We start from the raw sequence: 24984 nt of genomic DNA, 5'->3' as shown, positions 1-24984 counted from the left end.
TGTTTACAAAATTAATTCAAATTCATGATTTTGCAAGCTTTTACTTTCTCCTTTCTTTATTTCTGAATGGTCAAGAATCAATTCATCCGTATTTTTGGGAAGTTGTAAATGAGGAACTTCAATTGTGCCATGAGTTTGCAAAACTAAAGCTCGTTGAACCACATTATCTAATTCACGGGCGTTGCCTGGCCAACTATATTCTAAAAGTGCTTGCTTTGCTTCCTCACTTAAAACAGGAATAACCGGTTGATTATTTTGACAATGACGACGAATCAAATAATTTGCTAAGGGAATAATGTCACAAATTCGTTCTCTTAAAGGTAACCAATGAAGGGGGAAAACATTTAAGCGATAATATAAATCTTCACGGAAACGTCCTGCCTTTACCTCATCAAGTAATTTTCTATTACTTGTTGCTAATACTCTCACATCTAACTGAATAAGTTTGTTCGCCCCTATTCGCTCAACTTCTTTCTCCTGCAACACACGTAATAGTTTCGCTTGCAGGCTTAAACACATTTCACTCACTTCATCAAGCAGTAATGTGCCTCCTTGTGCTTGCTCAAATTTACCTGGAGTTGACTTATAAGCGCCCGTAAAGGCCCCTTTTTCATAACCAAATAAAGTTGCCTCCAACATTTGCTCAGGAATGGCAGCACAATTTATAGCAATAAAAGGATGTTGCTTACGAGGAGAATGATCATGAATAAAATGAGCCAGTACTTCTTTACCGGTACCGCTTTCCCCACTAATCATAACCCCTACATCAGATTGGGCTACGCGTAATGCCATCGATAACAATGCTTGACTTTTAGGATCTTGAGCGACAGGTTGGCTATCATCGTCAGTCGACAGTGGTTTGATGTAACGATTTATTTTTTCAGTCAATGCATGAGCACTAAAGGGTTTTTGCAAATAATCAACCGCACCATTACGCATTGCAGTGACTGCGTCCTCAACTGATCCATGCGCTGTCATTAAAATAACAGGAACACCCGGATTCCTACGTTGAATTTCAGCTAACAATTGTTGACCATCTATTTTGTCCATGCGGATATCACTAAGGACGATAGCAGGACTATGACGTTCTAGCATGGCTAAAGCTTCTTTGCCATCTTTTGCCGCCAAATAGGAATGTCCCGCAAGATTCATTGTTTCCGCGAGTGCCTCACGTAACACGGGATCATCTTCAACTATTAAAACATCACTCATGGTAGAATCCTTTGTTTAAAGTACCATTATCCAGAAAAAAGCAATTACAAGCTACTACTATACTTGTTTCCATGCTTGCAACTGCCATCTCAGGCTATCCTGGTAGATTAATTGTTATACAACTCCCTTGTCCTGACAAAGAATCTAATATAACCTCTCCGCCATGGGCTTTTACTACTGCATAAACCACAGCCAGCCCCAAACCTGTTCCTTGAGCTTTTGTCGTGAAAAAAGGAGCAAAAGCTTGTGACTTCACTTCCTCTGACATTCCTACCCCATTGTCAGTTACTTGTATCTGCATATCCAGGTTGATTTTCTGAATAGTTATCACAATCGAATTTGCTTTTGCTTGTAATGCGTTGATGATTAAATTCAGCATTGCCCCTGTTAAAGATTCTGCATGTAACGATACCTCTTTATCTTGCAGCTGATTATTCATCACAAGTGTTGCGGATTGCGCCTCGACTAAGGGTTGCGCTCTTTCCATTAGTTGCTCAGACCATTCTTTTATTCGGGTTGGAGTAAGTTCAATGGTTTCACCGCGGGCGAATAATAATAAATCTTGAATTTGTTGCTCAATGCTCGCATGACATTCTTGTAATCGAGTTATCCATTGCAAACAGCGCCCATCCATGTCGGGTTGTGCAGCAAGATGTTCTGTGTAGAGTATGGCAGAAGATAAGGGGGTTCTTATCTGATGCGCAAGCTGTGCTGTCATTCTACCAATAGTTATTAAACGATTTTGATTTGCTTTCGCCTGCTCATAAACTCGCGTTGCAGTTAAATCAGTCAGCGTCACTAGTTGGCCAGGTAAACTATCTAAAGAGGAGATGGCAACCCTTACTCTGCGACCATCGACTAAAGAAACCTCATGACCATCATCTTCTCGTGGGGAAAAGACCTGTTGAATGACATCCCGCCAAGTAGCCCCACGTAGATTGAAGCCTAATAAGCCTTCTGCAGCAGCATTTAACCAAATGATAGTACCTTTAGTATTCAATATTAAAAGACCACAAGGTAAACACGCCAGAATATCTTGCTCTGGTAAATCAACATATTCTTCTCTGTTTAAAGGATCTTTAATCACTATGGCCCTATACACTTAAATAGATTTTATCTACGACTTTAACAAAATTTACAGAAAAATAAAAATGTAAATAAAAATCATAGTATTAACAAAAATAAACAATCATCGACGCCTACTTTTGACCTAAATTTGCACATATATCCTTTTTGGTAATAAATACCCCTCATATTTCAGTCTAAAGAGAAATGTTTTTTATAAAATATTTTCTAATATATATTAGTTGTCAGTTTTACCTCTATAAATTTAATTATTTTTGTCTTTCCCGCGCAAGCGAAAATCCATTTCTTTACTACACGCTGTTGTTTTGCAGGAAAGATTTTCGCATATATGGAATAGCTCCAATTTTTTGCATTATAATCAAAATATAATTGTCGTGAGAGCGCAAGTTTACATTTGTCTCTTCTGGATTTAGAATTTCATTTTTGACAAAAAATATAGCATGGAACAACTACAGCATTTGCTAAATTATGTATTACATATCGATACCTATCTTTTTTCTTTTGTTTCCAGCTATGGTGTTTGGACTTATTTGGTTTTGTTTGCAATAATTTTTTGCGAAACTGGCCTCGTTGTATTACCGTTTCTTCCTGGTGACTCACTATTATTTGCCAGTGGCAGCGTTGCAGCTCAATCAGGAGCTTCCCTCGACATCTTTTTATTGTTTGGCTTACTTGTACTCGCTTCCATAACAGGTAATCAATTGAATTACTCTATTGGCAAGATGGTTGGCCCGCAGGTTTTTTCGCGAAGCAACTCACGGCTTCTTAATAAAAAATATTTGCAAAAAACACATCTTTTTTATGAAAAGCATGGTGGAAAAACCATCATTTTTGCTCGCTTTATTCCTATTATTCGTACCTTTGCGCCTTTTGTTGCGGGAATAGGTTATATGAATCGTTCGCAATTTTTTCTTTATAATATCACCAGTGCGACCCTATGGATAGGAAGCCTCATTTGGTTAGGCTATTTTGTTGGAGCACTACCTTTTGTAAAAAATAATTTTACTTTGGTTATTTATGGAATCATTATTCTATCATTACTACCTCCTGTATTAACCTTCTTTTTTCGCAAGCTTCTTGCCGTTCATCAGCAAAATTAGTCTAAAAAGAATAACTTACCTTATTAATTTTCTTAACCCTGCATCTATTTTTTGTAACAAAACCCTCAATTACACTAAAAAATGTTGTGTATGGATAAATTAAACTCTAAAGTATGTGCTTTTAATAATCGGGAGCTATAATGCCTCATAATTTTTTTAAAAAACCTTCTAATGCTTTATTTGAACATGGGGTAACTTTATCCCTTTATCAAGAAAAACAAATAACATTTAACCCCAAAGATACAGCTCACACAAAATTAATCGATGATTGTACCCGCTTAGTTAAAGAAAAATTAACAGCCTTGCAAGCGATGGATATCAAAATAACAACAAGTTTCTCTCTTGGCACAATCGCTTTAGGTTTATCCTGGTTTCTGCCTTTAAGTTTGTTGGCGGGGGGTTGCTTTGCTTATGGCGCTTATCAAATGGGGCAACGAAAATATGCTTATGCTGAATACACAGAAGCACTTGAAAACTTAGCAAGATGCTGCCATTGGACTTTAGGTGAAGTGCGTGATGAATCTATATTGAATAATCCATCAATTGAAGAAATGCGTAAAGTTTTAGCTCCTCTCATGAACGAACAGCAATTGAGGGATTTCATTGACGATAAGGTTGAAGACAAAATTATTGAAGAAGCTGAAACTACCAAACAAGATACAACTTTCTTTGAACATCGTTTAAATCCAGAAGAAAACCAGCTTTATTTTAAAATTTACGGTTATCAGCAAGGTACTTTCCTGGATATTTTAAAAGGCATTGGTTACGCAATTAGAAATAGCTTTATGTCACTTAAAGCAGCCTGCATGGGTCAACAAAACCAAGAACCTACTCATGAAAGCATGCAACTCACTGTAAACTAATCTCCCTAATCCTCTAGTACCAAAATACTAGAGGATTCTTTTTAGCTTCCATAATGCGTTTTTAATAACATTGATTCTAAAGTAAGCCCGGGTCCAAAGGCACAACTAAATATATTCTTTTTATCATCCTGCTTTTTCAAGCTATTCCAAATACTTTTTAATACAAAAAGAACAGTCGCTGAAGACATATTGCCAAATTGACGCAAAACATCATAGGAATGCTTATTATCTTCCTCAGAGATATTTAACGCTTCTTCACAGGCGTGCAGAATTTTAAGTCCTCCTGGATGAATCGCATAGTAATCAATATCAGCAAAAGACCAATTTATTTTCTCTAAAAGTTTTTCAGTAAATAAACTAATACCTGACTTTATCACCTCAGGAATATAAGCACTAAGTACGATATCAAAGCCAGAATCTGCAATTTGCCAAGCCATTTGTTGGCTGGTTTGTGGTACCAAATCACAGTGAAATGACTCCAGAGTCAAACAGGTGCAACTACTTTGTTTTCCCTGGATGAGCACAGCAGCTGCGCCATCAGCAAAAATAGCATTAGAAATAATTGTTTCTGCGGTTTGTTCTTTTTGAAAATGAATTGTACATAACTCAATGCAAACGACTAACACATTTGCCTGTGGATCTGCCTGACAAATCGCATCGGCTACTTTTATTCCATTAAAAGCTCCATAGCAACCCATAAAATTAACAGCAGTTCGTTTTGTTGAGGTGGGTAATCCCAGATGTTGGACAATTTCAATATCTAAACCAGGCGCATACATTCCTGTACAACTAACCGTAATAAGATGTGTGATTTCTTGTTGACTGAATGTATTTAATTCGGCCAGGCAATTTTTAATCGCTTGCAGTGCGAGTATCAACGCATGCTCTTTATAAATTTGCATTCGTTTGGCTGTGGTTGGCAAAGGCGCGTCAGGATGTCGAGGGAAAAAATCAAATTCTTCTATGGGTTTGCAATAATCACTCAAAACACTGTATCTATACTCAATACCTGATGCCTTATAAATTGCTTTTAAAAATCTTTTTTCGGTGGGTTTGAGTTTAAACCCTTCGCAAATAAGCTGGGCGATTTCTTGTTGAGCACGCTTATAAGGTGGAGTAGCGATTCCTATGGCAGTAATTGCAGGCTGCATACGTCAATTCCCTTTGAATTTAAATTCGTTGAATTTAGTCCAAGCTACTTTAACAGAAATTATCTTTCAGGCTACTTTTTCCTTGTTTCGCTATCTAATTTCCTTAAAAAAGCCATTTTTTCCGCAATTTTTATCTCTAACCCTCTGGAAACAGGCTCGTACCAGCCTGGCTCTTTTACTCCATCAGGGAGATAGGTCTCACCCGCTGCATAGGCATGCGGTTCGTTATGCGCATAACGGTATTCGTGTCCATAGCCTAAGTCTTTCATTAAATGTGTAGGTGCATTACGTAAATGCAGGGGCACTTCTCGTGATTTATCATTTTTTACAAAAGCTCTTGCCGCATTATAGGCTTTATACCCTGCGTTACTTTTAGGAGCGATTGCCATGTAAATAATTGCCTGTCCTAGCGCTAACTCTCCCTCAGGCGATCCCAAGCGTTCATAGGTGGCAGCAGCATCATTTGCCAGCTGCATTGCGCGAGGATCAGCTAAACCAATATCCTCCCATGCCATACGAATAATTCGACGCGCCAGATACAATGGATCTACACCACCATCCAGCATACGGCATAACCAGTAAAGTGCAGCATCAGGATGTGAGCCGCGAACCGATTTATGCAGGGCCGAAATTTGATCATAAAAATTTTCGCCACCTTTATCAAAACGGCGACTTGCTGTACTCAATGCATTTTGAATCAATTCAACGGTTACTTCTGTTGTTTTTTGTGCAAGAGTTGCAGTACTAATTTGTTCTAATAAATTAAGCAGACGGCGTGCATCCCCATCGGCATAAGCAATTAATGTAGTAATTGCTTCTTCACTTAATTGCAAATGGGGTAGTGCTTGCTTATGAGCTCGTTGCAGCAATTTTTTGAGTTCGGATTCGCCAAGCGCTTTTAATACATAAACTTGAGCGCGCGAAAGAAGTGCAGAAATTACCTCAAATGAGGGATTTTCCGTCGTAGCACCAATGATAGTGATTAATCCTGATTCGGTAAAAGGTAGTAAAGCATCTTGTTGTGACTTATTAAAACGATGGATTTCATCAATAAATAACAAAGTCCGACGGTTTTTTTCCAAGTTGTCTTTAGCTTGATCGATTGCAGCACGAATATCTTTAACACCCGAAAGAACCGCCGAGAGTGCTATCCACTCACAATCAAAAGCTTTAGCACTCAATCTAGCCAAGGTGGTTTTTCCCACCCCAGGCGGCCCCCATAAAATCATGGAATGAGGGATACCTGAGTCAAATGCTATTCTTAGTGGTTTTCCAGTCCCTAACAAATGCTCTTGCCCAATGACCTCATCCCAATGAGTAGGTCTTAATAATTCAGCCAGTGGTACTTTGGGTTGCATACTCATAACTCATTGTTTAACCACATCAGTCCCTTTTGGTGGTTTAAATTTAAACAAGGCTGCAGCGAGCTTAGGATTAGTTTTTACATTCTTTAAATTCACAATCGTATGTTGGCCTAATTGGTCATACATCTCTATGCCACTTAAGGTATCCCCTTCAAAAATTAATTTGACACGTTGAAAATTAGCTTTGTTTGATTTCGAGTGCAAATCATAGAGTTCTTTTTTACCTTTTGTTGATGCAGTGACATCAAAATCGCGAGTGACTGTGTCATTGTAACCACTTAAAAATAATGCTGCTGTTCCCCCCACACCTTTTTCTTGTTTTTTTACGGTTACTTGTTCTAAGTCTACATCATAAACCCATAATTGCTCGCCATCGGCGATAACTAATTGCTCCATTGGATCTTTTGTTTGCCAACGAAAACGTCCTGGTCGTTCTAAGGCCATTGTACCTGACGAACTTGAAAGTTCGCGTTTTTTAGCCATGACCGTTTGGCTAAAATTAGCACTTAAGCTGCGAATAGCATTGAGTTTGGTTTGTAATACCTCTGCTGGATTACTAAATGCATTGCCACCTACTAGCAATAATGCCAATAACGCTATTTTTTTCATAATTAATCCTCAGTTATCGTGGAGACCAACACATCTCTAAAACCACCCTCTAAGGGGCCAACAATACCAGTTCGCTCCATTTCCTCTACCAATCTTGCAGCACGGTTATAACCTATCTTTAAACGACGCTGCACGGATGAAATACTTGCTTTTCGTGTTTGAATTACGAATTCAACTGCTTGATCATATAACGGATCAGCTTCTTCCGTGTCTTGCGATTCCTCACCAAAGCCCCCTTCAGAAGCCTCACTTGTTTGGGTAATTTCATCGATATATTCAGGCTCACCACGTGCTCGCCAATCATCAGCTACTCGATGAACTTCTTTGTCATCCACAAATGCACCATGAACGCGTAAGGGAGCCCCACTACCTGGTGCTAAATAAAGCATATCACCATGCCCAAGCAACTGTTCTGCCCCTTGCTGATCAAGAATAGTACGTGAATCAATTTTTGAAGATACCTGAAATGACATTCGCGTTGGAATATTGGATTTTATTAACCCTGTCAAAACATCCACGGAAGGTCTTTGGGTTGCCAGAATTAGATGAATTCCAGCTGCGCGAGCCTTTTGGGCAATACGAGCAATCAGCTGCTCTACTTTTTTGCCCACCACCATCATCATATCGGCTAACTCATCAATGATAACGACAATATAGGGCAAAGCTTGCAACACCGGGGCCGTTTCATCCATTGAATTTCCAGGCTTCCATAGAGGATCAGTCAGTTGCTCACCCTTGGCTTCTGCTTCCGCTAATTTGCTATTAAACCCTGCTAAATTGCGAACTCCCATGGCCGCCATCAATCGATATCGTCGCTCCATCTCTCCCACGCACCAACGTAAAGCACTGGCTGCTTCCTTCATATCTGTTACTACGGGGGTTAGTAGATGTGGGATACCGTCGTAAACAGATAACTCTAACATCTTCGGATCAACCATAATAAGACGAACCTGCTCAGGGGTCGATTTAAAGAGCAGGCTCAAAATCATGGCATTAATACCAACGGATTTACCAGAACCAGTTGTTCCGGCAACAAGTAAATGAGGCATCTTGGCGAGATCCACCACCATTGGATGGCCAGCAATATCAACTCCCAAAGCCAGAGCAATAGGCGAATGCGCTTGTTGATATACTTCGGCAGATAAAACCTCCGACAAACGGACCATATCTCGGTGTTGGTTGGGTAATTCAAGACCGACAACCGTTTTGCCGGGAATAACTTCAACAACCCGTACACTAATGACCGATAAAGAGCGCGCTAAATCTTTAGCCAGAGCCGATAACTTGCTTACTTTAATACCCGCGGCAAGTTGCAATTCAAAGCGGGTAATGACAGGACCAGGATGAACCGCAACTACATCGGCTTGAATGCCAAAATCTAACAAATGCTGTTCTACTTCGCGCGACACCGTTTCTAACTCTTGATGAGTGTAGCCACCCATTGATTTGCCTTGCTGCCCTTTATCCAGCAAATTAAGCGAAGGGAGTTCTCCGGTTACTTGTATAGCTGGTGCAGTAGATTTTGCCGGTGCTGGACGTGCAGGCTCTTTTATTTTTAAAGAAGGCGCCACGGATGGCACTGGAGGTGGCGTAGGTGCAGAAATTGTAGGTAATGGTTCCAACGAAGGCATAACCACAGGCAAAGATTCTGTTTTCTCTTTTTTTCGGGCAAGTAGTTTACGTGCAGGTTTTTCAATCTCTGGAGCAGGTTCCTTTTCTTTACTTTCTTTGCTTTCTTTTAAATGCTTAACTCGAGCTCGAATGACACGTGAACTTGCTAATGAGCTACGGAATAACCAATTGGTTGCTACCGTCGTATACCAACCTGTTAATTCAACAAGGTGAATCCAAGATAGACCTGTTAATAAAGTAATCCCAACAAGAAAAATTGCTGATAATAGTAATGTTGCCCCCTGCATACTCAGAGCATAACGAAATCCATCCGCTATAAAACTACCAAGCACACCGCCTGCGCTATGTTTTGCATCTAAGGCTAATTGTGCATCCAGACTCAAAAGAGAACAGCCACCCAGCATCATAAATATAAAGCCACTAGCTCGCAATAACATGGCCGGTCTATTAATAGTATGCAAGGCACGGTAATCTTTCACAACTATCCATGCAATATAGGCAAAAACCAGGGGAATAAAAAAGGAAAAATAGCCAAATACAAAATAAAGCGCATCCGCTATATAGGCACCCACCTGCCCCCCAGCATTGGTAATTTCTGTATTACTCTTGCTCATTTGTGACCAACTTGGATCACTTAAATCGTAGGTACTTAAAGAAAGTATGACATACAATGCAAGCGTTGATACTAAGATAAAACTGCCTTCGCTGAGTCTTTTAATTAAAAAAGTTGGCAGCGCTTGCTTACGATGTCCCGTTTGATTACTCGTTTGTTGTTTTCCCATAGGTATTTCATTGTTTGTTATTATGTCATAATATTTGCCATCTTAACATAATTCATAAGGAAGGCAGAGATGATAAGCGATAGCAATCACCATCGCCTCATAATTCTTGGTTCAGGCCCTGCAGGATATACAGCGGCAGTCTATGCTGCGCGTGCAAATTTAAACCCCGTGCTCATCACCGGTATGCAACCTGGTGGTCAATTAACAACCACGACAGAAGTTGATAACTGGCCCGGTGACATTGAAGGCTTGCAGGGGCCTGCTCTAATGGAACGCATGCAGAAACATGCAGAACGCTTTGAAACAAAAATTATTTTTGATCATATTGTAAAAGCTGATTTACAACAACGTCCTTTTTTACTGCAAGGCGATAGTGAAACTTATACTTGTGATGCGTTAATTATTGCAACAGGCGCTTCCGCTCGCTATATAGGTCTTGAGTCTGAGAAAGCCTATCAAGGGCGAGGTGTATCAGCTTGTGCTACTTGTGATGGTTTTTTCTATCGTAATAAGGAAGTTTGCGTTGTAGGTGGTGGTAACACGGCTGTTGAAGAGGCTCTTTATTTAGCAAATATTGCTAAATCCGTTACTTTGATTCATCGCCGTGATAGCCTTCGTGCTGAAAAAATTCTGCAGGATAAGCTTTTTGAAAAAGCACGTACCGGTAATATAAAACTATTGTGGCACCACACACTAGAAGAAGTCTTGGGTGATGATATGAAAGTCACTGGTGTACGCACTCGTAGTGTCATTGATAATAGCCAACAAGACTTGCCTCTTGACGGTGTTTTTATTGCCATTGGCCATGATCCCAACACGACTATTTTCAAAGAGCAACTGACAATGAAAGATGGCTATATTACCATTCGTTCCGGTTTGGAGGGCATGGCAACAGCAACATCAGTCCCCGGGGTTTTTGCCTGCGGTGATGTGGCAGATCATGTTTACAGACAGGCCATTACTTCAGCTGGTTTTGGCTGTATGGCAGCACTGGATGCAGAAAAATATTTAGATAGTCTGGAGAAATAATAATTCCTCCGATAACAATCCTTAGCATGGATACGCTGGATTTTCCAGATCCATTAAATAGTGATTCTCAAGGATTGCTGGCTGTTGGCGGCGATTTGTCGCCAGAGCGTTTATTGTCAGCATACCGCCAAGGAATTTTTCCCTGGTTTGAACCAGGTTCTCTTCCTCTTTGGTGGTCGCCCGACCCGCGTTTAATATTAAAACCTCATGCCTTCAAACTATCACGCAGTTTGAAGCAGACTCTAAAAAAACCTCATCGGTTTACCGTTGATACCGTTTTTGCAGAAGTTATTAATGCCTGTGCATCAAGTACAGGACGACTGAATCACACCTGGATCACAGATGAAATGCAAGAAGCCTACACCATGCTGCATCTGCTTGGTTATGCGCATTCATTTGAAATATGGATTGATGAGAAACTTGCTGGTGGCTTATATGGCATTAGTTTGGGACATGCTTTTTTTGGCGAATCAATGTTTCATCGAACGCGTGACAGCTCAAAACTAGCCATGTATTATCTTTGTAAGACTTTGCAACATTGGCAATTTGACTTTATTGATTGCCAATTGCCGACAGCTCACTTACAAAGTTTAGGAGCTGAAGTTATTAGCCGACGTCAATTCCTGCATCTGTTGAAGGAAACTTTAAAGCACCCTACTCATCCAGGTCGATGGGCTAATATATTAAACCAGGCGTAAACGAGATTTGGCAGATCATTGCCATTTCTCTTATTTTAGTGCACTATTTGCGCCTTATTTGTTTACTACATTAACTGGGAGCCCCATGGCAAAAGAAGATCATATTGAAATGGCTGGTACTGTAATCGATACGCTACCAAACACGATGTTTCGTGTGGAACTTGAAAATGGCCATATCGTAACAGCACATATTTCAGGACGTATGCGTAAAAACTACATCCGCATATTAACCGGTGACAAGGTTCGAGTGGAATTAACACCTTATGATCTGACGAAAGGTCGAATTACTTTCCGCGATAAAAACTAATACCCATCTTGATAGATTGCTCGAAGATGAAACAGTTATATGTTTTATATAATAGAGCTCTCTGACGTTTTTATTTAATTCAGACAAAAATATTGCAAATAGCCTCATCAATTCCCTATTTTTCTATACCCATTTAACCTACATGAGCAATCAGAATATCAACTGGAAGCTCATGTGGTTTTTAGAATAAAGCAATTTATTTACAATATTAAGGCTTCATCGGAGAAGCACTTAATATCTCCTCCTTAGTCTCCTCCAATTTAACTAAATACTCCTTTGCAGAAGGCCTTTGATCAGGTTCATGTAGCCATCCTAAAGTAAGTAGCTTGGCAACTTTTTTCGGTAAATTTTGTGGCAATGGTGGTCTTCCTCCCCGAACGACATGATCCAAAAACTCATTATAATTTTTATCTGTCTTGGGAGAGTCCCAGCAAACAATTTGCCACAAAGTAATCGCAAGGCTATAAACATCTACTTTCTCGTTATAAGGCTCCTCCAAAATGATTTCAGGTGCTATCCATAAGGGTGTACCCACTCCCCCACTAAGGGGTTCACCTTTCATAATCACTGCAGAACCAAAATCAGCAATTTTGGGATTTAAGGCGTGATCTAAAAGAATATTAGCGCCCTTGATATCACGATGAACAATAAAATTCTCGTGCAAAAAGATTAACCCTTCCGTAATTTGCGTAAGCCAGAGATAGCGCAAAGACCAATCTATGGGTGTCTTTTGGGCTATGAAGTTTTCGATAGAGCCCTTAGGCATATACTCCATCGCAATAAAATAATGATTTTCATATAGCATGTAGCCAAGCAATTGCACAACATAAGGTTTGTGCAACTCCGCCAAACGCCTCATGATGGCTCTTTCATTTTCTGCTTCATTTTTTTCTTTCGATACCTTAAGTGCAGCTTTTCTATTACGGAATGTTGTTTTAAGAACTACACCAAAATTACCTTTCCCAAGTATTCTTCCTCCAGCTGTAAAATCTTTCTCCTCCATTAAGTAAGGATCAACAGGAGAGTTATTAGCATGGCTTTTTGTTTGTTTTTCTAACTGAGTGTCTTTAGTCATATACCACCTACAATGATTTTCCAAAAAAATAGAACAAAAAGTGCAAAAAAAACTCTATGATAGGTTGGTTTTGTAGCGTTGAATATGGGTATTTATACCCACACATACTGTCAGGTAATCATGAATTAAACCATGAATTAAAATGATAATTGAAACTAGAGACTTTTGATAAAGCCCAATCAAGCGGAATTCGCTAGGCTTTTTATTTGGTAATAATCACATAGTGTAACTATATTATAATGAGATATAAGATTTAAGAGGACTTAAAAATGTCACAAGGTAAAGTAGAAACAGCGAAGAAAGCTGAAGAAAAGATTAACGCAGAATTTAATACTTGTACGCAGGTTGCGGATGAACTAAAAAAAATTTTTGAAGAGAAGGGATTCACGCAAGAAGCTAGTCAAATCTACGTTTATCATCCTACGCGTAACAGTCAAATATATTGTTCTGATTCGCAATCAATAAGTAACTTTGGAATTCATGATTTAGGTAATCCAGAAGAAGGGGGTATTTTAATTATTGTAGATGAGAACAGTGATCTTAATACCTTATTAAAAAATGTGGGGTTTAAAGAACATACTCGCGATTGGGCCGCTGAACATTGGGGTCAGGTAGTTTATAGTGTTTCCCCTTGGGCTGAAAATGGCCTCCCTATGGATGCTATAAAAAAGTTGCCAACACACCTAAGTAAAGATAAGGAATTCGTAGAGGACATCCTCGTAGGATTATCTGAGTTAGCAAATGTAATGCTGCAATGCCATCAAGATTTACAGAAGAAACTAACCAATAAAGAGATTAATGAAGAACTCAAAAAAATCTATCAGCATTTATACACATTAATAGCACAGGCAACAATTGATATACAGCAAAAGCCAGAAAATGTGACAGTACTTTTTAAGAATTGTATTAGCAATGTTGGTTCAACATTAGAAGAAATAGAAAAACATCCCTCTCTCGGATCGCTTATTAAAGAGAGTAATAATCCCATTAAAAGATTTATACAATATTTATGTGATAAACTTCATGATAAATTTGGCATTAAGCTAGAATCCATTAGACCTAAGACAACTATTGAAAAACTGCATAATTCTTTTTTTAAACAATACATGCCAGAAAATAGTAGGGAAAATAACTTATCTGGTCGTCAAGCTGTAGAAGAAACGAAGCAATCTAAAGAAAAAATTGATGCAGAATTTGATACTTGTACGCAAGTTGCGGATGAACTAAAAAAAATTTTTGAAGACAACGGATTCACGCAAGAAGCTAGTCAAATCTACGTTTATCATCCTACGCGTGACAGTCAAATATATTGTTCTGATTCGCAATCAGTAAGCAACTTAGGAATTCATGATTTGGGGAGTCCAGAAGAAGGTGGTATTTTAATTGTTGTAAATGAGAAAAGTGATCTTAATACCTTATTAAAAAATGCGGGGTTTAAAGAACACGACCGTGATTGGGCCAGTGAAAACATGGGTGAGGTAGTTTATAGCATCTCCCCTTGGGCTAAAAACGGTCTCACAATGGACGCTATAAACGCGTTACCAACCGATCTAAAGAAAGATTTGCCCAATAATAGTAATATGACAATTATATAGTAACTGTTGACGGGAATGTAAATTTCGCCCTTGCAAGCATTGGCGAAGCAATATTGATTCCTTTCCATGGTAAATGTTTTTTATAATTTCAATGCTACTATATTCCGTCTGAGATGTAAGAGCTATTACAATAATTAAACTTTTACTATTTTATTTGCTGATTTTATTTGGAAAATACTATCTCATTTAAAAATAATGATCCCATTCTTTTTTTATCATGGATTTTTTTAAGTACATGAGTAAATCCACAATATTCCCCCAGATAATCGCCTGAGAAATAAGTTCTAGTAAGAGTAGAATCCAAGGGATTGCTCATATCCACATCTGGGTAGAAAAGTATTCTCCATGGAAAAATCTCTCTAATGAAGTTGAATTTCAAATTTGAATCTTTAATAACAACAAATGCACTAATCCTTCACTTTATTGTAGAGGATTAGTGACTTAAGTAATTAATGTCCAGCCACCATCATTTCTGCAATGAGGACAGAGCCACAACGGGTCGCATAATTTGGATTAATATCAGTACCGACTGCAACAATAGACTTAAACATGTTTTTAAGGTTGCTTGCAATAGTTATTTCTTCGACCGGATATTGGATTTGTCCATTCTCCACCCAAAACCCAGAAGCTCCTCGAGAATAATCGCCTGTTAAACCATTAACCCCTTGTCCCATTAATTCAGTCACCAGAAGTCCTTTATCCATCTTCTTTATTAGTGCTTGTAAATCGCCTGCAGTGGCATCAATTGTGAGATTATGAACGCCGCCACTATTAGCCGTTGTTTTTAAACCCATGCGACGCGCTGAGTAACTGCCTAGTACATACTGACGCAATATGCCATTTTCAATAAACACATTATTCCTGGTAGGTACCCCCTCCCCATCGAAAGGAGAACTTCCTAAAGCATTTAATAAATAAGGCTGCTCATAGACTTGAATAGTTGATGGGAAAATTTCCTTTCCAATTGAATCGAGTAAAAAAGAATTTTTGCGATATAAATTTCCACCACTAATCGCATTAATGAAACTGGAAAAGAGACCACTTGAAACACGAGAAGAAAATAATACAGGTACTTTTTGCGTTTTTACCTGTTTGGCACCCAAGCGACTTGTCGCTCTTTCAACCGTTGTTTTGGCAATCTGTTCTAAAGAACACAAGTCTTTTGCATTCCTTGCCGTTGTATAATCATAATCGCGCTGCATGTTCTCCCCTTCTTTTGCAATGAGAGAGCAGCTCACACTATGGCGCGTACTTTGTATAATCCCTTTTCCACCATAAGTATTGGCAAAACCATTACAGAAAGCATGAGTTGATAAATTAACACCATCTGAATTAGTGATTCGTTTATCAAGTGCCAATGCGTGGGTTTCACAAGCAAGTGCCATTTCAATGGCTTCAGCTGGCGTAACAGCCCAGGGATGATATAAATCAAGATCAGGGTACTGGGTGGTCATTAGCTCACGATCCGCAAGACCAAAACAGGGATCGGCAGCACTTACTTTTGCAATGTCACAGGCTGCCATAACCAAAGCATCCAATGCTGCCGGTGAGGTATCTGTGCTGCTAGCCCCCCCTTTGCGATGCCCAATATAAACGACAAGGTTTATTCCTTTATCTTCATTAAACGCCACAGTCTCTACTTCACCCATGCGTACATCCACTGAAAAACCACTATCATGATTAACCGAGACCATGGCATCAGTTGCACCTTGGGCTTTTGCTCTATCAAGTACTTCATGCATCAATTCAGATAAATTGTTGGTTGACTTACCCGTTACTCTATTGTTATTTTCCGGTAATGTTCGCATGGTGGTTCCGCCGCTATAAAAGTTGTTCACAAGGATACAAGATTAATATGTCCAGGCAAACCATTAGTTCTGTAAAATGGCTAACTCAAGCAAGCAAATTATTTATTAGCTTGCTAATATTATTCTTTTCTATTCATTATGCCTCAGCGGGTGAGTGGCGCAAGTTAGCGCCCGGCATTGAATATCAGGATTTAGATGGAAGTTTTTTAACACCCTGGTCACATATTCATGCTTTTCGCATCAACTTAAAAGAGAATCGCCTTTCTCTTGTTACTGCCGCCGACTTATCGCGAGAACATGCTTCTGTCAATGAATACGCACAACACTCCAATGCCCTATTAACTATTAATGGTGGTTTTTTTGATAACAACTATAAACCCTTAGGTCTAAGAATTTATAATAAACGTCAAAAAACACCGCTTAAAAATATCAGCTGGTGGGGGATTTTTTATGTAAGAAATCAAAAACCCTATCTCACTAATGCCAGTCAATTTCGTCACAATAGCCAAATTGATTTTGCAATTCAAAGTGGCCCACGATTGCTAATTAACAGCCGTATTCCTCCTTTAAAAGCAGGAAGAGCTGAACGTTCAGCGCTTGGAATCACCAATGATGGCCGTGTTATTATTCTAGTGACCGATAATCTTCCTCTTTCAACCACAGAATTAGCTCAATTGATGAAAGCCCCCCCCCTTAATTGCCGCAATGCACTGAATTTGGATGGAGGAAGCTCTAGTCAGTTACGTGCTCAACTTGATTCATTTCAACTAGAAGTTCACGGGTTCTCTAATGTGAGTGACGCTATTATTGTTAAGGCGCGTAGTTGATAAGTTTAGAAAATCTTTGCTTTCTTACCTCTCTTCTGGGATAGCGTCTTTATTCATATAGAAAGGCTCCCATACATGACCATTGATGTCCTGAAATGATCTGCCATACATCCAACCATGATCTTCGGTCGGCCTATATTCTTTGCCACCATTTGCAATAGCTTTTTCAATCATCTTATCCACTGCAATACGACTCTCAAGTGATATGGCTATTAAGGTTTCTTTGGTTTGCAGTGCATCATTGATCTCATGATGAGGAATAAATCCTTTAAAAAATTTTTCAACCAGAAGCATGACAAAATTATCTTTACCCACAATCATGCAGGTCGCATTCTCATCAGTGAATTGAGGATTGAACGTAAATCCCAAATTAGTAAAGAATTCAATAGTTTGTTTTAAATCCTTCACAGGCAAATTAATGAACATTTGTCTATTTTCTGTTAACGCCATGTCATCCCTCTCTGTCAATAAAAATCTAAAGATCTTGAATAGCTGCAGAACTTTTATCTGTGTTTATTCCAGATCATGCTTAAGTAACAGCAAAGTAACAAACGTTACCATAGCAATCAATGTAAGATAAATACCTGGCATGTAAAGAATACCCGTTGCATGAATTAATGAAGTGGCCACAGCAGCACTCGTTCCGCCAAAGAATGCATTGGCTAAATTATAAGATAGAGATAAGCCTGTATAACGAAAGGCGATTGGGAATAACTCCAGAAGAATCGCCGGAATGACGGCATAACTTAAAGCCACCATGAATGCAAAAATGGTTTGCGAAACAAAAATAGCATCCGTACTTCCTTCTTTTAAAAGAAGATAGAGAGGAATTGATAGGAAAAGAAAAGAGACGGCACCAACCATTAGAACTTGCCATTTGCCAATTTTATCTGCCAACAATCCTATTAATGGACATGCAATTATTAATACCGCTAACGTAAGTGTATTAATAATCATTGCATGAGGTAGAGAAACGGTCAAAAAATAATTAAGATAAGTTGCAAGATAGAGAAATGTTAGATAGAAAGCTGTGGATGGTAAAATGACTAATGCCATTCCTTTTAATATTAATAATGAATGCGCTCTAAAAATATCTTTAAAAGGATTAGTTGTAACCTGATGATTTTTCTTCAACTGTTCAAAAATTGGTGATTCAGGCATACGGATGCGCAAATACAATCCTAACCCACCTAAAAGAATACTCAGCAAGAAAGGAATCCTCCATATCCATATCACAGAAAAAAATTCAACGATCGTTGCAGCTACGGCTCCTAACAACAAACCACAAAAGGCCGAGGCCATTGCTAATGCTCCATAAAAGCCACGTTTAGAATCAGGGGCATGTTCTAATAGATAAACCATCGACCCCGTAAACTCTCCCCCTACAGCCAACCCCTGTAATAAACGACAAACAATAAGAAAAATTGGTGCCAGAATACCAATTTGTTGATATGTCGGAAGTAAACCAATAAGAGTAGTAGGAATAGCCATCAATATTATGGCAGAAGACAATGCCTGTTTGCGTCCAAATCGATCACCAATATAGCCAAAAACAACTGCTCCTATAGGTCTTACCAAAAAACCAATAGCAAACACCGAAAAGGTTGTAATCAATGCAAGCGTGGTATCTTTATTCGGGAAAAATAAAGGGGTTAGAATGGCGGCAAAGTAACCATATAATGCAAAATCATACCATTCTAGGACATTTCCTAATAGACCCGGGATTACAACGCGATATAGAGAGGGTGAAGGAGCCATAACCTTTTTTAATAGTACTTTTCTTTGCAAGGATGCAATTTGTTTGCCAAACATGTTTGGCGTAAACCCTCCTTACACTTGCCCGAAGATTCTTCAATCGGCTATGTTGTTTCAGGATGACGGACGGTAACTTACAATTCTCTGGACTGAATATTATCGCCGCTTTGGTTTTTGCAGTGCAAAATATTAAGTTCATTATTCCTAATAAAGGATGCTAGCTCGTCATAATTATTAAAATAAGATACCACCCAGGCAGTTCCATGAGCCCCCGCTCTCTCATCAAAAAAATAAAAACCTCCTTCATCATGACGAATAAATTTCCCGGGGGCACATACAAAATCACTGGCTTGAGGACCATACTGAACTTCATGTTGCTGCTTTATCTTTCTTTCCTGATAAAGAACATAAGACAGTGGAAATAAACAAACAATGGGAATAAATAAAATAAGCAAAGAACTAACAGAACCTTTGGTAGCCTGTCTACTAGCGTAAAGACAACCCAATACTACTAACGGATACAGCCATATGTAGTAAGTCCAAATTTGAATATAGGAAGGATGGTGTCTCATTTCCAAAGCCACAGGCCCCCCACATAGTCCTGCATAACAAAGGTATGAAAGAAATGCATAAGGAGCTAATAACAATGAAAACCAGAGCACGCCAATTAAAAAAGTGCGAAAAAAATGATACATACTATTAAAGCTCCATCTTTATAGCCTTCACGCCTACTTCATCGGGATTAAAAGCTATTGTTAGAATTGGCCTCATTCAACATCAATTAGATTCTTTTATTGTAGCCAATAATTTATTAGAGCTAAGTATTCTTATTTGGAGTAGCGGTATTTTATCGAAATAACCTGTATAGAATTTTTAATTATCTGATTTGTCGCGGGAATATCGTTGCTCTCTTCGAAGTGAATAATTAAAACTCCACATTTTATCCACAGCTTATTCTCAGCTTATTCTCTTGCTTTTCACAAAAAACACAACATCTAGTTAGTGTTTATTAATAAAACAACCAGATATTGTGTTTATAGGGTTGTGATTTAGACTAAATTATTCTATATTTTAAGGATGGGATCCGTTAGTTTCATGGATCGGAGCTAGCAAAGTTCTCACTACACAATACCTTCCGTGGAGAAAACATGTCTGAAATTCTTGAGCCGGTAAAAGATGTGCCGCAAACAAGTCAACTGGAATTGACCGCCAATGCGCCAGGTTTGCTAAAAACTATTAAGCGCAATGGTAAGGTTGTCCATTATGACGACAATAAAATTAAAGTTGCCATCACCAAGGCATTCATTGCTGTAGAAGGTAGTAATGCCGCTGCATCAAATCGTATTCATCAACAAGTTAATGAAATAACCCAACATATTACTCAAGCATTTAAGCGCCGTTTACCCAGTGGCGGAGCTGTTCACATTGAAGACATTCAAGATCAGGTTGAACTTGCTTTGATGCGTAGCAGCCAATATGAAGTTGCGAGGGCCTATGTACTTTATCGTGAAGAGCATCGTAAAGCGCGTGAAGCTGCTATCAAGGAACAAGCTCGTGATGCCAAGGTTCCACTCATCACAATGCCGAATGGTGAGGTGAAACCATTAGATACAGAACGCATGACTACCATTGTGAATGAAGCTTGTCGTGAGCTGGAAAATGTTAACGCTGAGCCTGTTATCAAAGATGCTCTACGTAATCTCTATAACCAAGCTAAATTAGAAGATGTCCACAAAGCGCTAATTATGGCTGCGCGTACATTAGTAGAAAGAGAACCCAATTATACTTTTGTTAGTGCTCGATTATTATTAGATAGTTTACGAACAGAAGCACTCAGTAAATTGGAAATGCAAACTGAAGCCACTTTTGATGAGATGGCAGCCCTTTATCCTGTTTACTTCAAAGCCTATATTGCTCAAGGTATTAATCAGGGTTTATTAGATCATAAACTTAGTGAATTTAATTTAGATAAGCTTGGCAAAGCGCTATTACCACAACGAGACATGAAATTCACTTATTTAGGTTTGCAAACGCTCTATGATCGTTATTTTATTCATGAAGATGGTGTTCGCTACGAATTACCCCAAGCATTTTTTATGCGTGTAGCTATGGGACTCGCTATTCGTGAGCAACATCGCGACGAAAAAGCAATTGAATTTTATTTGTTGCTGTCTTCTTTTGATTACATGTCATCCACACCAACACTCTTTAATTCAGGTACGGTTAGACCTCAATTATCAAGTTGCTACTTGACTACTGTCCCTGATGATTTGGATGGTATTTACAGCGCAATTAAAGACAATGCTCTGTTATCTAAATTTGCCGGCGGTCTTGGTAACGACTGGACCCCAGTAAGAGCAATGGGTTCACATATTCAAGGAACCAATGGTAAATCACAAGGTGTTGTACCTTTCTTAAATGTTGCCGATGCAACAGCCGTTGCCGTAAACCAGGGAGGTAAACGCAAAGGTGCCGTTTGTGCCTATTTGGAATGTTGGCATCGTGATGTCGAAGAGTTTCTTGAGTTACGTAAAAACACGGGAGATGACAGAAGACGTACTCATGATATGAATACAGCATTATGGATTCCTGATTTATTCATGAAGCGAGTCCATGAAGAAGGTGATTGGACATTATTCTCTCCGGATGAAGTACCCGAATTACATGAGGAATACGGTAAGTCGTTTGAGGTGTTGTATGTTAAATGTGAAGACAGGGCACGTCGCGGAGAAATTAAAAACGTCAAAACAATACCGGCGCTCAAATTATGGCGCAAGATGCTTTCCATGTTGTTTGAAACAGGACATCCCTGGCTAACATTTAAAGATCCTTGTAATCTGCGTTCACCACAGCAGCACGCCGGTGTAGTTCATAGTTCAAACTTATGTACAGAAATTACTCTGAACACATCAGCGGAAGAAATTGCTGTTTGTAACCTGGGTAGTGTTAACCTTCCTGCGCATATCATTAATGGCAAACTAGATAGTGAAAAACTAAGACGTACAATTACAACTGCAGTACGCATGCTGGATAATGTCATTGATATTAACTATTACTCTGTCCCGCAAGCACGCCACTCAAATCTACAGCATCGTCCAGTTGGTCTAGGTTTAATGGGCTTCCAGGATGCGCTTTATGAACTAAAAATGAATTATGCCTCTAAAGAAGCCGTAGAGTTTGCTGATACTTCAATGGAGTTAATTAGTTATTATGCTATCGAAGCATCTTGTGAATTGGCGAAAGAGCGCGGTAAATATTCCAGTTATGAAGGTTCTTTATGGAGTAAGGGTATTCTTCCAATTGACTCTATTAATTTATTACAGCAGGCTCGTAATAAATATTTAGAGCAAGATCGTTCACAACGTTTAGATTGGGAAAGTTTACGCGTTAAAGTAAGAACACAAGGCATGCGTAACTCTAATGTCATGGCCATTGCCCCTACCGCAACAATTTCCAATATTTGTGGTGTGGCCCAATCAATCGAACCTACATATCAAAACCTCTATGTAAAATCGAATTTATCGGGCGAATTTACAGTCATTAATCCCTATCTTGTTGCAGATTTGAAAGCATTGAATCTATGGGATGAGGTAATGGTTAATGATTTGAAATATTTTAATGGCAGTGTACAACCCATTAGCCGTATCCCCAATGATTTAAAAGCACGTTATGCAACAGCGTTTGAACTCGATCCCATCTGGTTAGTTGAAGCAGCTTCCCGTCGCCAAAAATGGATAGATCAAGCGCAATCATTGAATATCTATATGGCTAAACCATCAGGTAAAAAGCTAGATCAACTTTACAAGTATGCGTGGGTAAGAGGCTTAAAAACCACTTATTACTTGCGAAGTATGGGTGCTAGTAATGCCGAGAAATCAACAATTACTGATGGAGCACTTAATGCAGTTAAAATAGAAGAAGAACCTAAAGTCTGCTCTATTTTGGATCCTGACTGTGAAGCGTGCCAATAAGAGGAGAATTTAATGTCAACAAGAAACATAGAATCTATTGATGCACCCATACACATGGGTGCCACTGGCTTAGAATTACTGGAAATGGGAGCTGGCCGCATTCATGTCGATGATAAACAAATTATCAACTGCCGCGCTGATTTAAACCAACTCGTTCCTTTCAAATATAAATGGGCTTGGGATAAATATTTAGCAGCATGTGCAAACCATTGGATGCCTAACGAAATTAACATGAGTGCTGACGTTGCATTGTGGAAAGATCCTAATGGCTTGACAGAAGATGAGCGTTTAATCGTTTTACGCAACTTAGGCTTTTTCTCAACAGCGGATTCATTGGTTGCCAATAACCTGGTATTAGCTGTTTATCGTCATATTACCAACCCCGAATGTCGTCAGTATCTACTGCGCCAGGCATTCGAGGAAGCGTTACATACCCATGCCTATCAATACATTATTGAGAGTTTGGGATTAGATGAAGCTGCTGTGTTTAACATGTATCGCGAAATTCCATCTGTTTCGCGGAAAGCATCCTGGGCACTTCCTTTTACTCAAAGCTTGGGCGATCCAAATTTCCACACTGGAACCCCAGAAAATGATCAACGATTATTGCGAGACCTAATCGCCTTTTACGTGGTTTTTGAAGGTATCTTTTTCTATGTAGGATTTACGCAAATTCTATCCATGGGAAGACGCAATAAGATGGTTGGCACCTCTGAACAATTCCAATATATTTTGCGTGACGAATCCATGCATATGAATTTTGGCATTGATGTTATTAATCAAATCAAAATTGAAAATCCTCATTTATGGACTCCTGAATTTAAAGAGGAAATTATTCAGTTAATTAAAGAAGGCGTTGCATTAGAGTATCAATACGCCAAGGACACCATGCCTCATGGTATTTTGGGTATGAATGCTGAGATGTTTGAGGAATATTTACACTTCATCGCCAATCGTCGTCTTAACCAAATAGGTTTACCGGAACAATACCCAGGTGCAGAAAATCCTTTCCCCTGGATGAGTGAAATGATGGATTTGAAAAAAGAGAAAAATTTCTTTGAAACTCGGGTTATTGAATATCAAGCCGGTGGCACATTAAGCTGGGATGATGAGGATTAAGCAGTTCAAGTGTAGTCAGTAAGTTGGGTCCATGTTGACCCAACAAAACTATTCATGATATTGGCATGAATGAACGAGACAAACTACCCTCCTACCAATCAATTGGAATAATTGTGGAATTAAACTAATTATTTCAGCAGTTTTAGCAATAACAATTTTATTTTATTGGTTTGGGCTCCATAGAAAATGGAGTCATGGTAGTGTTATTATTATAACTTTGCTCCTTATCGGGACCTTTAGATAACTCTGTACCTTTTTCTTGACGTAATCCCAATAGCTCTTTTTTCATTATTTTTTGCGTCTGAGAGCTTTCTAAATTCTCATATTTCTGCTTTGATGCTTCTATCTGCTCCGATGTTGGTGGAGTTGGATCAGCCAAGGTTAATCCATGCTTAGCATACGCTTCTTCAGCATACTTTCGTAAGTGATCAGGGAAGGCACCAGGTTCACCGCGGGGAATCATGCTAAAATTACCTCCTAATTTTGCTGCCATCTCTGCACATTTATCAATGCTTTCCTTAGTCCAGTTGTCTGAAACCATCCGTCCACCGATTCCATTGTGCATGACATAAAACGAAGAGCCATCATTTGATGTAACTTGATAGACATCTCTAAAAAAATGACGAGCTACGTCTTTGTCTTCCTCTTCTGTCGTAGCTTTTTTCTTGGGTGTTTTAGGTGATGGTTGTGGTGCTTTATCAACCTCATTAGCATAAAGTCTGGTAGTAGATGTTTCAACAAAATCTGGAAGCGAATCCATCTCGCATTTTTTTACTCGAAGCCCCATATCGCGCGCTACTTGTTCTATCTTACTTTGAAATTCTTCTTGTTCCGCTTTCGATAAATTAGCTTTTTTATTTTTTTCAAATGCTTCTCGCGCTTCTTTGTCAGTCAAGAGATGATTCATTTGTAACCTCTTTTACACAGTAAATATATTTATTGTGGTCAAAGATTAAAAATTAATCAATTAAGCGAAAAATTAGGCCACTCTTTAATTAGCC

General features: G+C 38.9%; 21 protein-coding genes. 9 read left to right on the top strand and 12 right to left on the bottom strand.

Annotated elements, in window-relative coordinates; all coding sequences use genetic code 11:
• Positions 1–3 precede the first annotated feature (3 nt).
• Both PXX05_RS03140 and PXX05_RS03135 read right to left on the bottom strand, forming a co-directional pair.
• Positions 4–1212, bottom strand: a complete 1209-nt coding sequence (locus PXX05_RS03140; RefSeq protein ID WP_275089603.1) for a sigma-54-dependent transcriptional regulator — start codon at positions 1210–1212, stop codon at positions 4–6.
• Between the two features lie 94 nt (positions 1213–1306).
• Positions 1307–2299: a sensor histidine kinase gene (locus tag PXX05_RS03135; RefSeq protein ID WP_275089602.1), complete on the bottom strand. Its 993-nt coding sequence runs from the start codon at positions 2297–2299 to the stop codon at positions 1307–1309.
• A 439-nt stretch (positions 2300–2738) separates the two neighbouring features.
• Between PXX05_RS03135 and PXX05_RS03130 the strand changes: the two genes are divergently transcribed.
• Together PXX05_RS03130 and PXX05_RS03125 are read left to right on the top strand one after the other, a co-directional pair.
• Positions 2739–3398 (top strand): DedA family protein, encoded by a 660-nt coding sequence (locus tag PXX05_RS03130; RefSeq protein ID WP_275089601.1) that lies wholly within the window; start codon positions 2739–2741, stop codon positions 3396–3398.
• Between the two features lie 140 nt (positions 3399–3538).
• Positions 3539–4261 (top strand): hypothetical protein, encoded by a 723-nt coding sequence (locus tag PXX05_RS03125; RefSeq protein ID WP_275089600.1) that lies wholly within the window; start codon positions 3539–3541, stop codon positions 4259–4261.
• Positions 4262–4302: 41 nt separating this feature from the next.
• Here the strand turns inward: PXX05_RS03125 and PXX05_RS03120 are convergent, their stop codons facing one another.
• From PXX05_RS03120 to PXX05_RS03105, 4 genes are all read right to left on the bottom strand, one after another.
• Positions 4303–5412, bottom strand: coding sequence for a type III polyketide synthase (locus tag PXX05_RS03120; protein ID WP_275089599.1), 1110 nt, complete (start codon positions 5410–5412; stop codon positions 4303–4305).
• Between the two features lie 71 nt (positions 5413–5483).
• On the bottom strand, positions 5484–6776 hold the full coding sequence (locus PXX05_RS03115) for a replication-associated recombination protein A (RefSeq protein WP_275089598.1): 1293 nt from the start codon (positions 6774–6776) through the stop codon (positions 5484–5486).
• Positions 6777–6779: 3 nt separating this feature from the next.
• Positions 6780–7385: an outer membrane lipoprotein periplasmic chaperone LolA gene (gene lolA / locus PXX05_RS03110; RefSeq protein WP_275089597.1), complete on the bottom strand. Its 606-nt coding sequence runs from the start codon at positions 7383–7385 to the stop codon at positions 6780–6782.
• Between the two features lie 2 nt (positions 7386–7387).
• Entirely contained in the window at positions 7388–9799 is a 2412-nt protein-coding gene (locus tag PXX05_RS03105; protein ID WP_275089596.1) for a DNA translocase FtsK, read from the bottom strand.
• A gap of 69 nt (positions 9800–9868) precedes the next feature.
• Between PXX05_RS03105 and trxB the strand changes: the two genes are divergently transcribed.
• The 3 genes from trxB (at position 9869) to infA (ending at position 11833) form a co-directional block, all read left to right on the top strand.
• Positions 9869–10828 carry a thioredoxin-disulfide reductase gene (gene trxB, locus PXX05_RS03100; RefSeq protein WP_420844625.1) on the top strand — a complete coding sequence of 320 codons (960 nt, stop codon included), beginning with the start codon at positions 9869–9871 and terminating at the stop codon, positions 10826–10828.
• Positions 10829–10854: 26 nt separating this feature from the next.
• A complete protein-coding gene (aat, locus tag PXX05_RS03095) occupies positions 10855–11526 on the top strand; it encodes a leucyl/phenylalanyl-tRNA--protein transferase (RefSeq protein ID WP_275089595.1) in 672 nt (223 codons plus the stop codon).
• Between the two features lie 85 nt (positions 11527–11611).
• Entirely contained in the window at positions 11612–11833 is a 222-nt protein-coding gene (infA, locus tag PXX05_RS03090) for a translation initiation factor IF-1 (RefSeq protein WP_275089594.1), read from the top strand.
• A 208-nt stretch (positions 11834–12041) separates the two neighbouring features.
• Here the strand turns inward: infA and PXX05_RS03085 are convergent, their stop codons facing one another.
• Complete coding sequence (locus tag PXX05_RS03085) at positions 12042–12908, bottom strand: protein kinase domain-containing protein (RefSeq protein WP_275089593.1); 867 nt, start codon at positions 12906–12908, stop codon at positions 12042–12044.
• Positions 12909–13177: 269 nt separating this feature from the next.
• Here PXX05_RS03085 and PXX05_RS03080 point away from each other — a divergent pair, with 269 nt between their 5' ends.
• The gene (locus tag PXX05_RS03080) at positions 13178–14503 is read left to right on the top strand and encodes a hypothetical protein (RefSeq protein WP_275089592.1); all 1326 of its coding nucleotides are present in this window, start codon (positions 13178–13180) and stop codon (positions 14501–14503) included.
• A 449-nt stretch (positions 14504–14952) separates the two neighbouring features.
• Here PXX05_RS03080 and pmbA read toward each other — a convergent pair whose 3' ends face one another.
• On the bottom strand, positions 14953–16311 hold the full coding sequence (gene pmbA, locus PXX05_RS03075; protein ID WP_275089591.1) for a metalloprotease PmbA: 1359 nt from the start codon (positions 16309–16311) through the stop codon (positions 14953–14955).
• 47 nt (positions 16312–16358) lie between these two features.
• Here pmbA and PXX05_RS03070 point away from each other — a divergent pair, with 47 nt between their 5' ends.
• On the top strand, positions 16359–17138 hold the full coding sequence (locus PXX05_RS03070; protein WP_275089590.1) for a phosphodiester glycosidase family protein: 780 nt from the start codon (positions 16359–16361) through the stop codon (positions 17136–17138).
• Positions 17139–17162: 24 nt separating this feature from the next.
• On the opposite strand, the gene PXX05_RS03065 is transcribed toward PXX05_RS03070, so the two are convergent.
• The 3 genes from PXX05_RS03065 to PXX05_RS03055 all read right to left on the bottom strand — a co-directional run bounded on the left by PXX05_RS03065 (position 17163) and on the right by PXX05_RS03055 (position 19588).
• On the bottom strand, positions 17163–17588 hold the full coding sequence (locus tag PXX05_RS03065) for a VOC family protein (RefSeq protein WP_275089589.1): 426 nt from the start codon (positions 17586–17588) through the stop codon (positions 17163–17165).
• Between the two features lie 63 nt (positions 17589–17651).
• Positions 17652–18950 (bottom strand): MFS transporter, encoded by a 1299-nt coding sequence (locus PXX05_RS03060; protein ID WP_275089588.1) that lies wholly within the window; start codon positions 18948–18950, stop codon positions 17652–17654.
• A 77-nt stretch (positions 18951–19027) separates the two neighbouring features.
• Positions 19028–19588 (bottom strand): hypothetical protein, encoded by a 561-nt coding sequence (locus PXX05_RS03055; protein ID WP_275089587.1) that lies wholly within the window; start codon positions 19586–19588, stop codon positions 19028–19030.
• A 453-nt stretch (positions 19589–20041) separates the two neighbouring features.
• On the opposite strand from PXX05_RS03055, the gene PXX05_RS03050 reads away from it, so the two are divergent.
• Positions 20042–22864, top strand: a complete 2823-nt coding sequence (locus tag PXX05_RS03050; protein ID WP_275089586.1) for a ribonucleoside-diphosphate reductase subunit alpha — start codon at positions 20042–20044, stop codon at positions 22862–22864.
• Between the two features lie 12 nt (positions 22865–22876).
• Positions 22877–23983: a ribonucleotide-diphosphate reductase subunit beta gene (locus PXX05_RS03045; RefSeq protein ID WP_275089585.1), complete on the top strand. Its 1107-nt coding sequence runs from the start codon at positions 22877–22879 to the stop codon at positions 23981–23983.
• 157 nt (positions 23984–24140) lie between these two features.
• On the opposite strand, the gene PXX05_RS03040 is transcribed toward PXX05_RS03045, so the two are convergent.
• Entirely contained in the window at positions 24141–24890 is a 750-nt protein-coding gene (locus PXX05_RS03040; protein ID WP_275089584.1) for a hypothetical protein, read from the bottom strand.
• Positions 24891–24984: the final 94 nt, after the last annotated feature.

The sequence above is a fragment of the Legionella cardiaca genome (genome assembly GCF_029026145.1).
Lineage (GTDB): Bacteria > Pseudomonadota > Gammaproteobacteria > Legionellales > Legionellaceae > Tatlockia > Tatlockia cardiaca.
This window is presented reverse-complemented; position numbering and strand designations above follow the sequence as displayed.

Excerpts from the sequence above, each read along its gene's own strand:
- PXX05_RS03140 (WP_275089603.1), bottom strand. The coding sequence starts at position 1,212 with ATGAGTGATGTTTTAATAGTTGAAGATGATCCCGTGTTACGTGAGGCA.
- PXX05_RS03130 (WP_275089601.1), top strand. The coding sequence starts at position 2,739 with ATGGAACAACTACAGCATTTGCTAAATTATGTATTACATATCGATACC.
- PXX05_RS03125 (WP_275089600.1), top strand. The coding sequence starts at position 3,539 with ATGCCTCATAATTTTTTTAAAAAACCTTCTAATGCTTTATTTGAACAT.
- PXX05_RS03120 (WP_275089599.1), bottom strand. The coding sequence starts at position 5,412 with ATGCAGCCTGCAATTACTGCCATAGGAATCGCTACTCCACCTTATAAG.
- PXX05_RS03115 (WP_275089598.1), bottom strand. The coding sequence starts at position 6,776 with ATGAGTATGCAACCCAAAGTACCACTGGCTGAATTATTAAGACCTACT.
- lolA (WP_275089597.1), bottom strand. The coding sequence starts at position 7,385 with ATGAAAAAAATAGCGTTATTGGCATTATTGCTAGTAGGTGGCAATGCA.
- PXX05_RS03105 (WP_275089596.1), bottom strand. The coding sequence starts at position 9,799 with ATGGGAAAACAACAAACGAGTAATCAAACGGGACATCGTAAGCAAGCG.
- trxB (WP_420844625.1), top strand. The coding sequence starts at position 9,869 with ATGATAAGCGATAGCAATCACCATCGCCTCATAATTCTTGGTTCAGGC.
- aat (WP_275089595.1), top strand. The coding sequence starts at position 10,855 with ATGGATACGCTGGATTTTCCAGATCCATTAAATAGTGATTCTCAAGGA.
- infA (WP_275089594.1), top strand. The coding sequence starts at position 11,612 with ATGGCAAAAGAAGATCATATTGAAATGGCTGGTACTGTAATCGATACG.
- PXX05_RS03085 (WP_275089593.1), bottom strand. The coding sequence starts at position 12,908 with ATGACTAAAGACACTCAGTTAGAAAAACAAACAAAAAGCCATGCTAAT.
- PXX05_RS03080 (WP_275089592.1), top strand. The coding sequence starts at position 13,178 with ATGTCACAAGGTAAAGTAGAAACAGCGAAGAAAGCTGAAGAAAAGATT.
- pmbA (WP_275089591.1), bottom strand. The coding sequence starts at position 16,311 with ATGCGAACATTACCGGAAAATAACAATAGAGTAACGGGTAAGTCAACC.
- PXX05_RS03070 (WP_275089590.1), top strand. The coding sequence starts at position 16,359 with ATGTCCAGGCAAACCATTAGTTCTGTAAAATGGCTAACTCAAGCAAGC.
- PXX05_RS03065 (WP_275089589.1), bottom strand. The coding sequence starts at position 17,588 with ATGGCGTTAACAGAAAATAGACAAATGTTCATTAATTTGCCTGTGAAG.
- PXX05_RS03060 (WP_275089588.1), bottom strand. The coding sequence starts at position 18,950 with ATGTTTGGCAAACAAATTGCATCCTTGCAAAGAAAAGTACTATTAAAA.
- PXX05_RS03055 (WP_275089587.1), bottom strand. The coding sequence starts at position 19,588 with ATGTATCATTTTTTTCGCACTTTTTTAATTGGCGTGCTCTGGTTTTCA.
- PXX05_RS03050 (WP_275089586.1), top strand. The coding sequence starts at position 20,042 with ATGTCTGAAATTCTTGAGCCGGTAAAAGATGTGCCGCAAACAAGTCAA.
- PXX05_RS03045 (WP_275089585.1), top strand. The coding sequence starts at position 22,877 with ATGTCAACAAGAAACATAGAATCTATTGATGCACCCATACACATGGGT.
- PXX05_RS03040 (WP_275089584.1), bottom strand. The coding sequence starts at position 24,890 with ATGAATCATCTCTTGACTGACAAAGAAGCGCGAGAAGCATTTGAAAAA.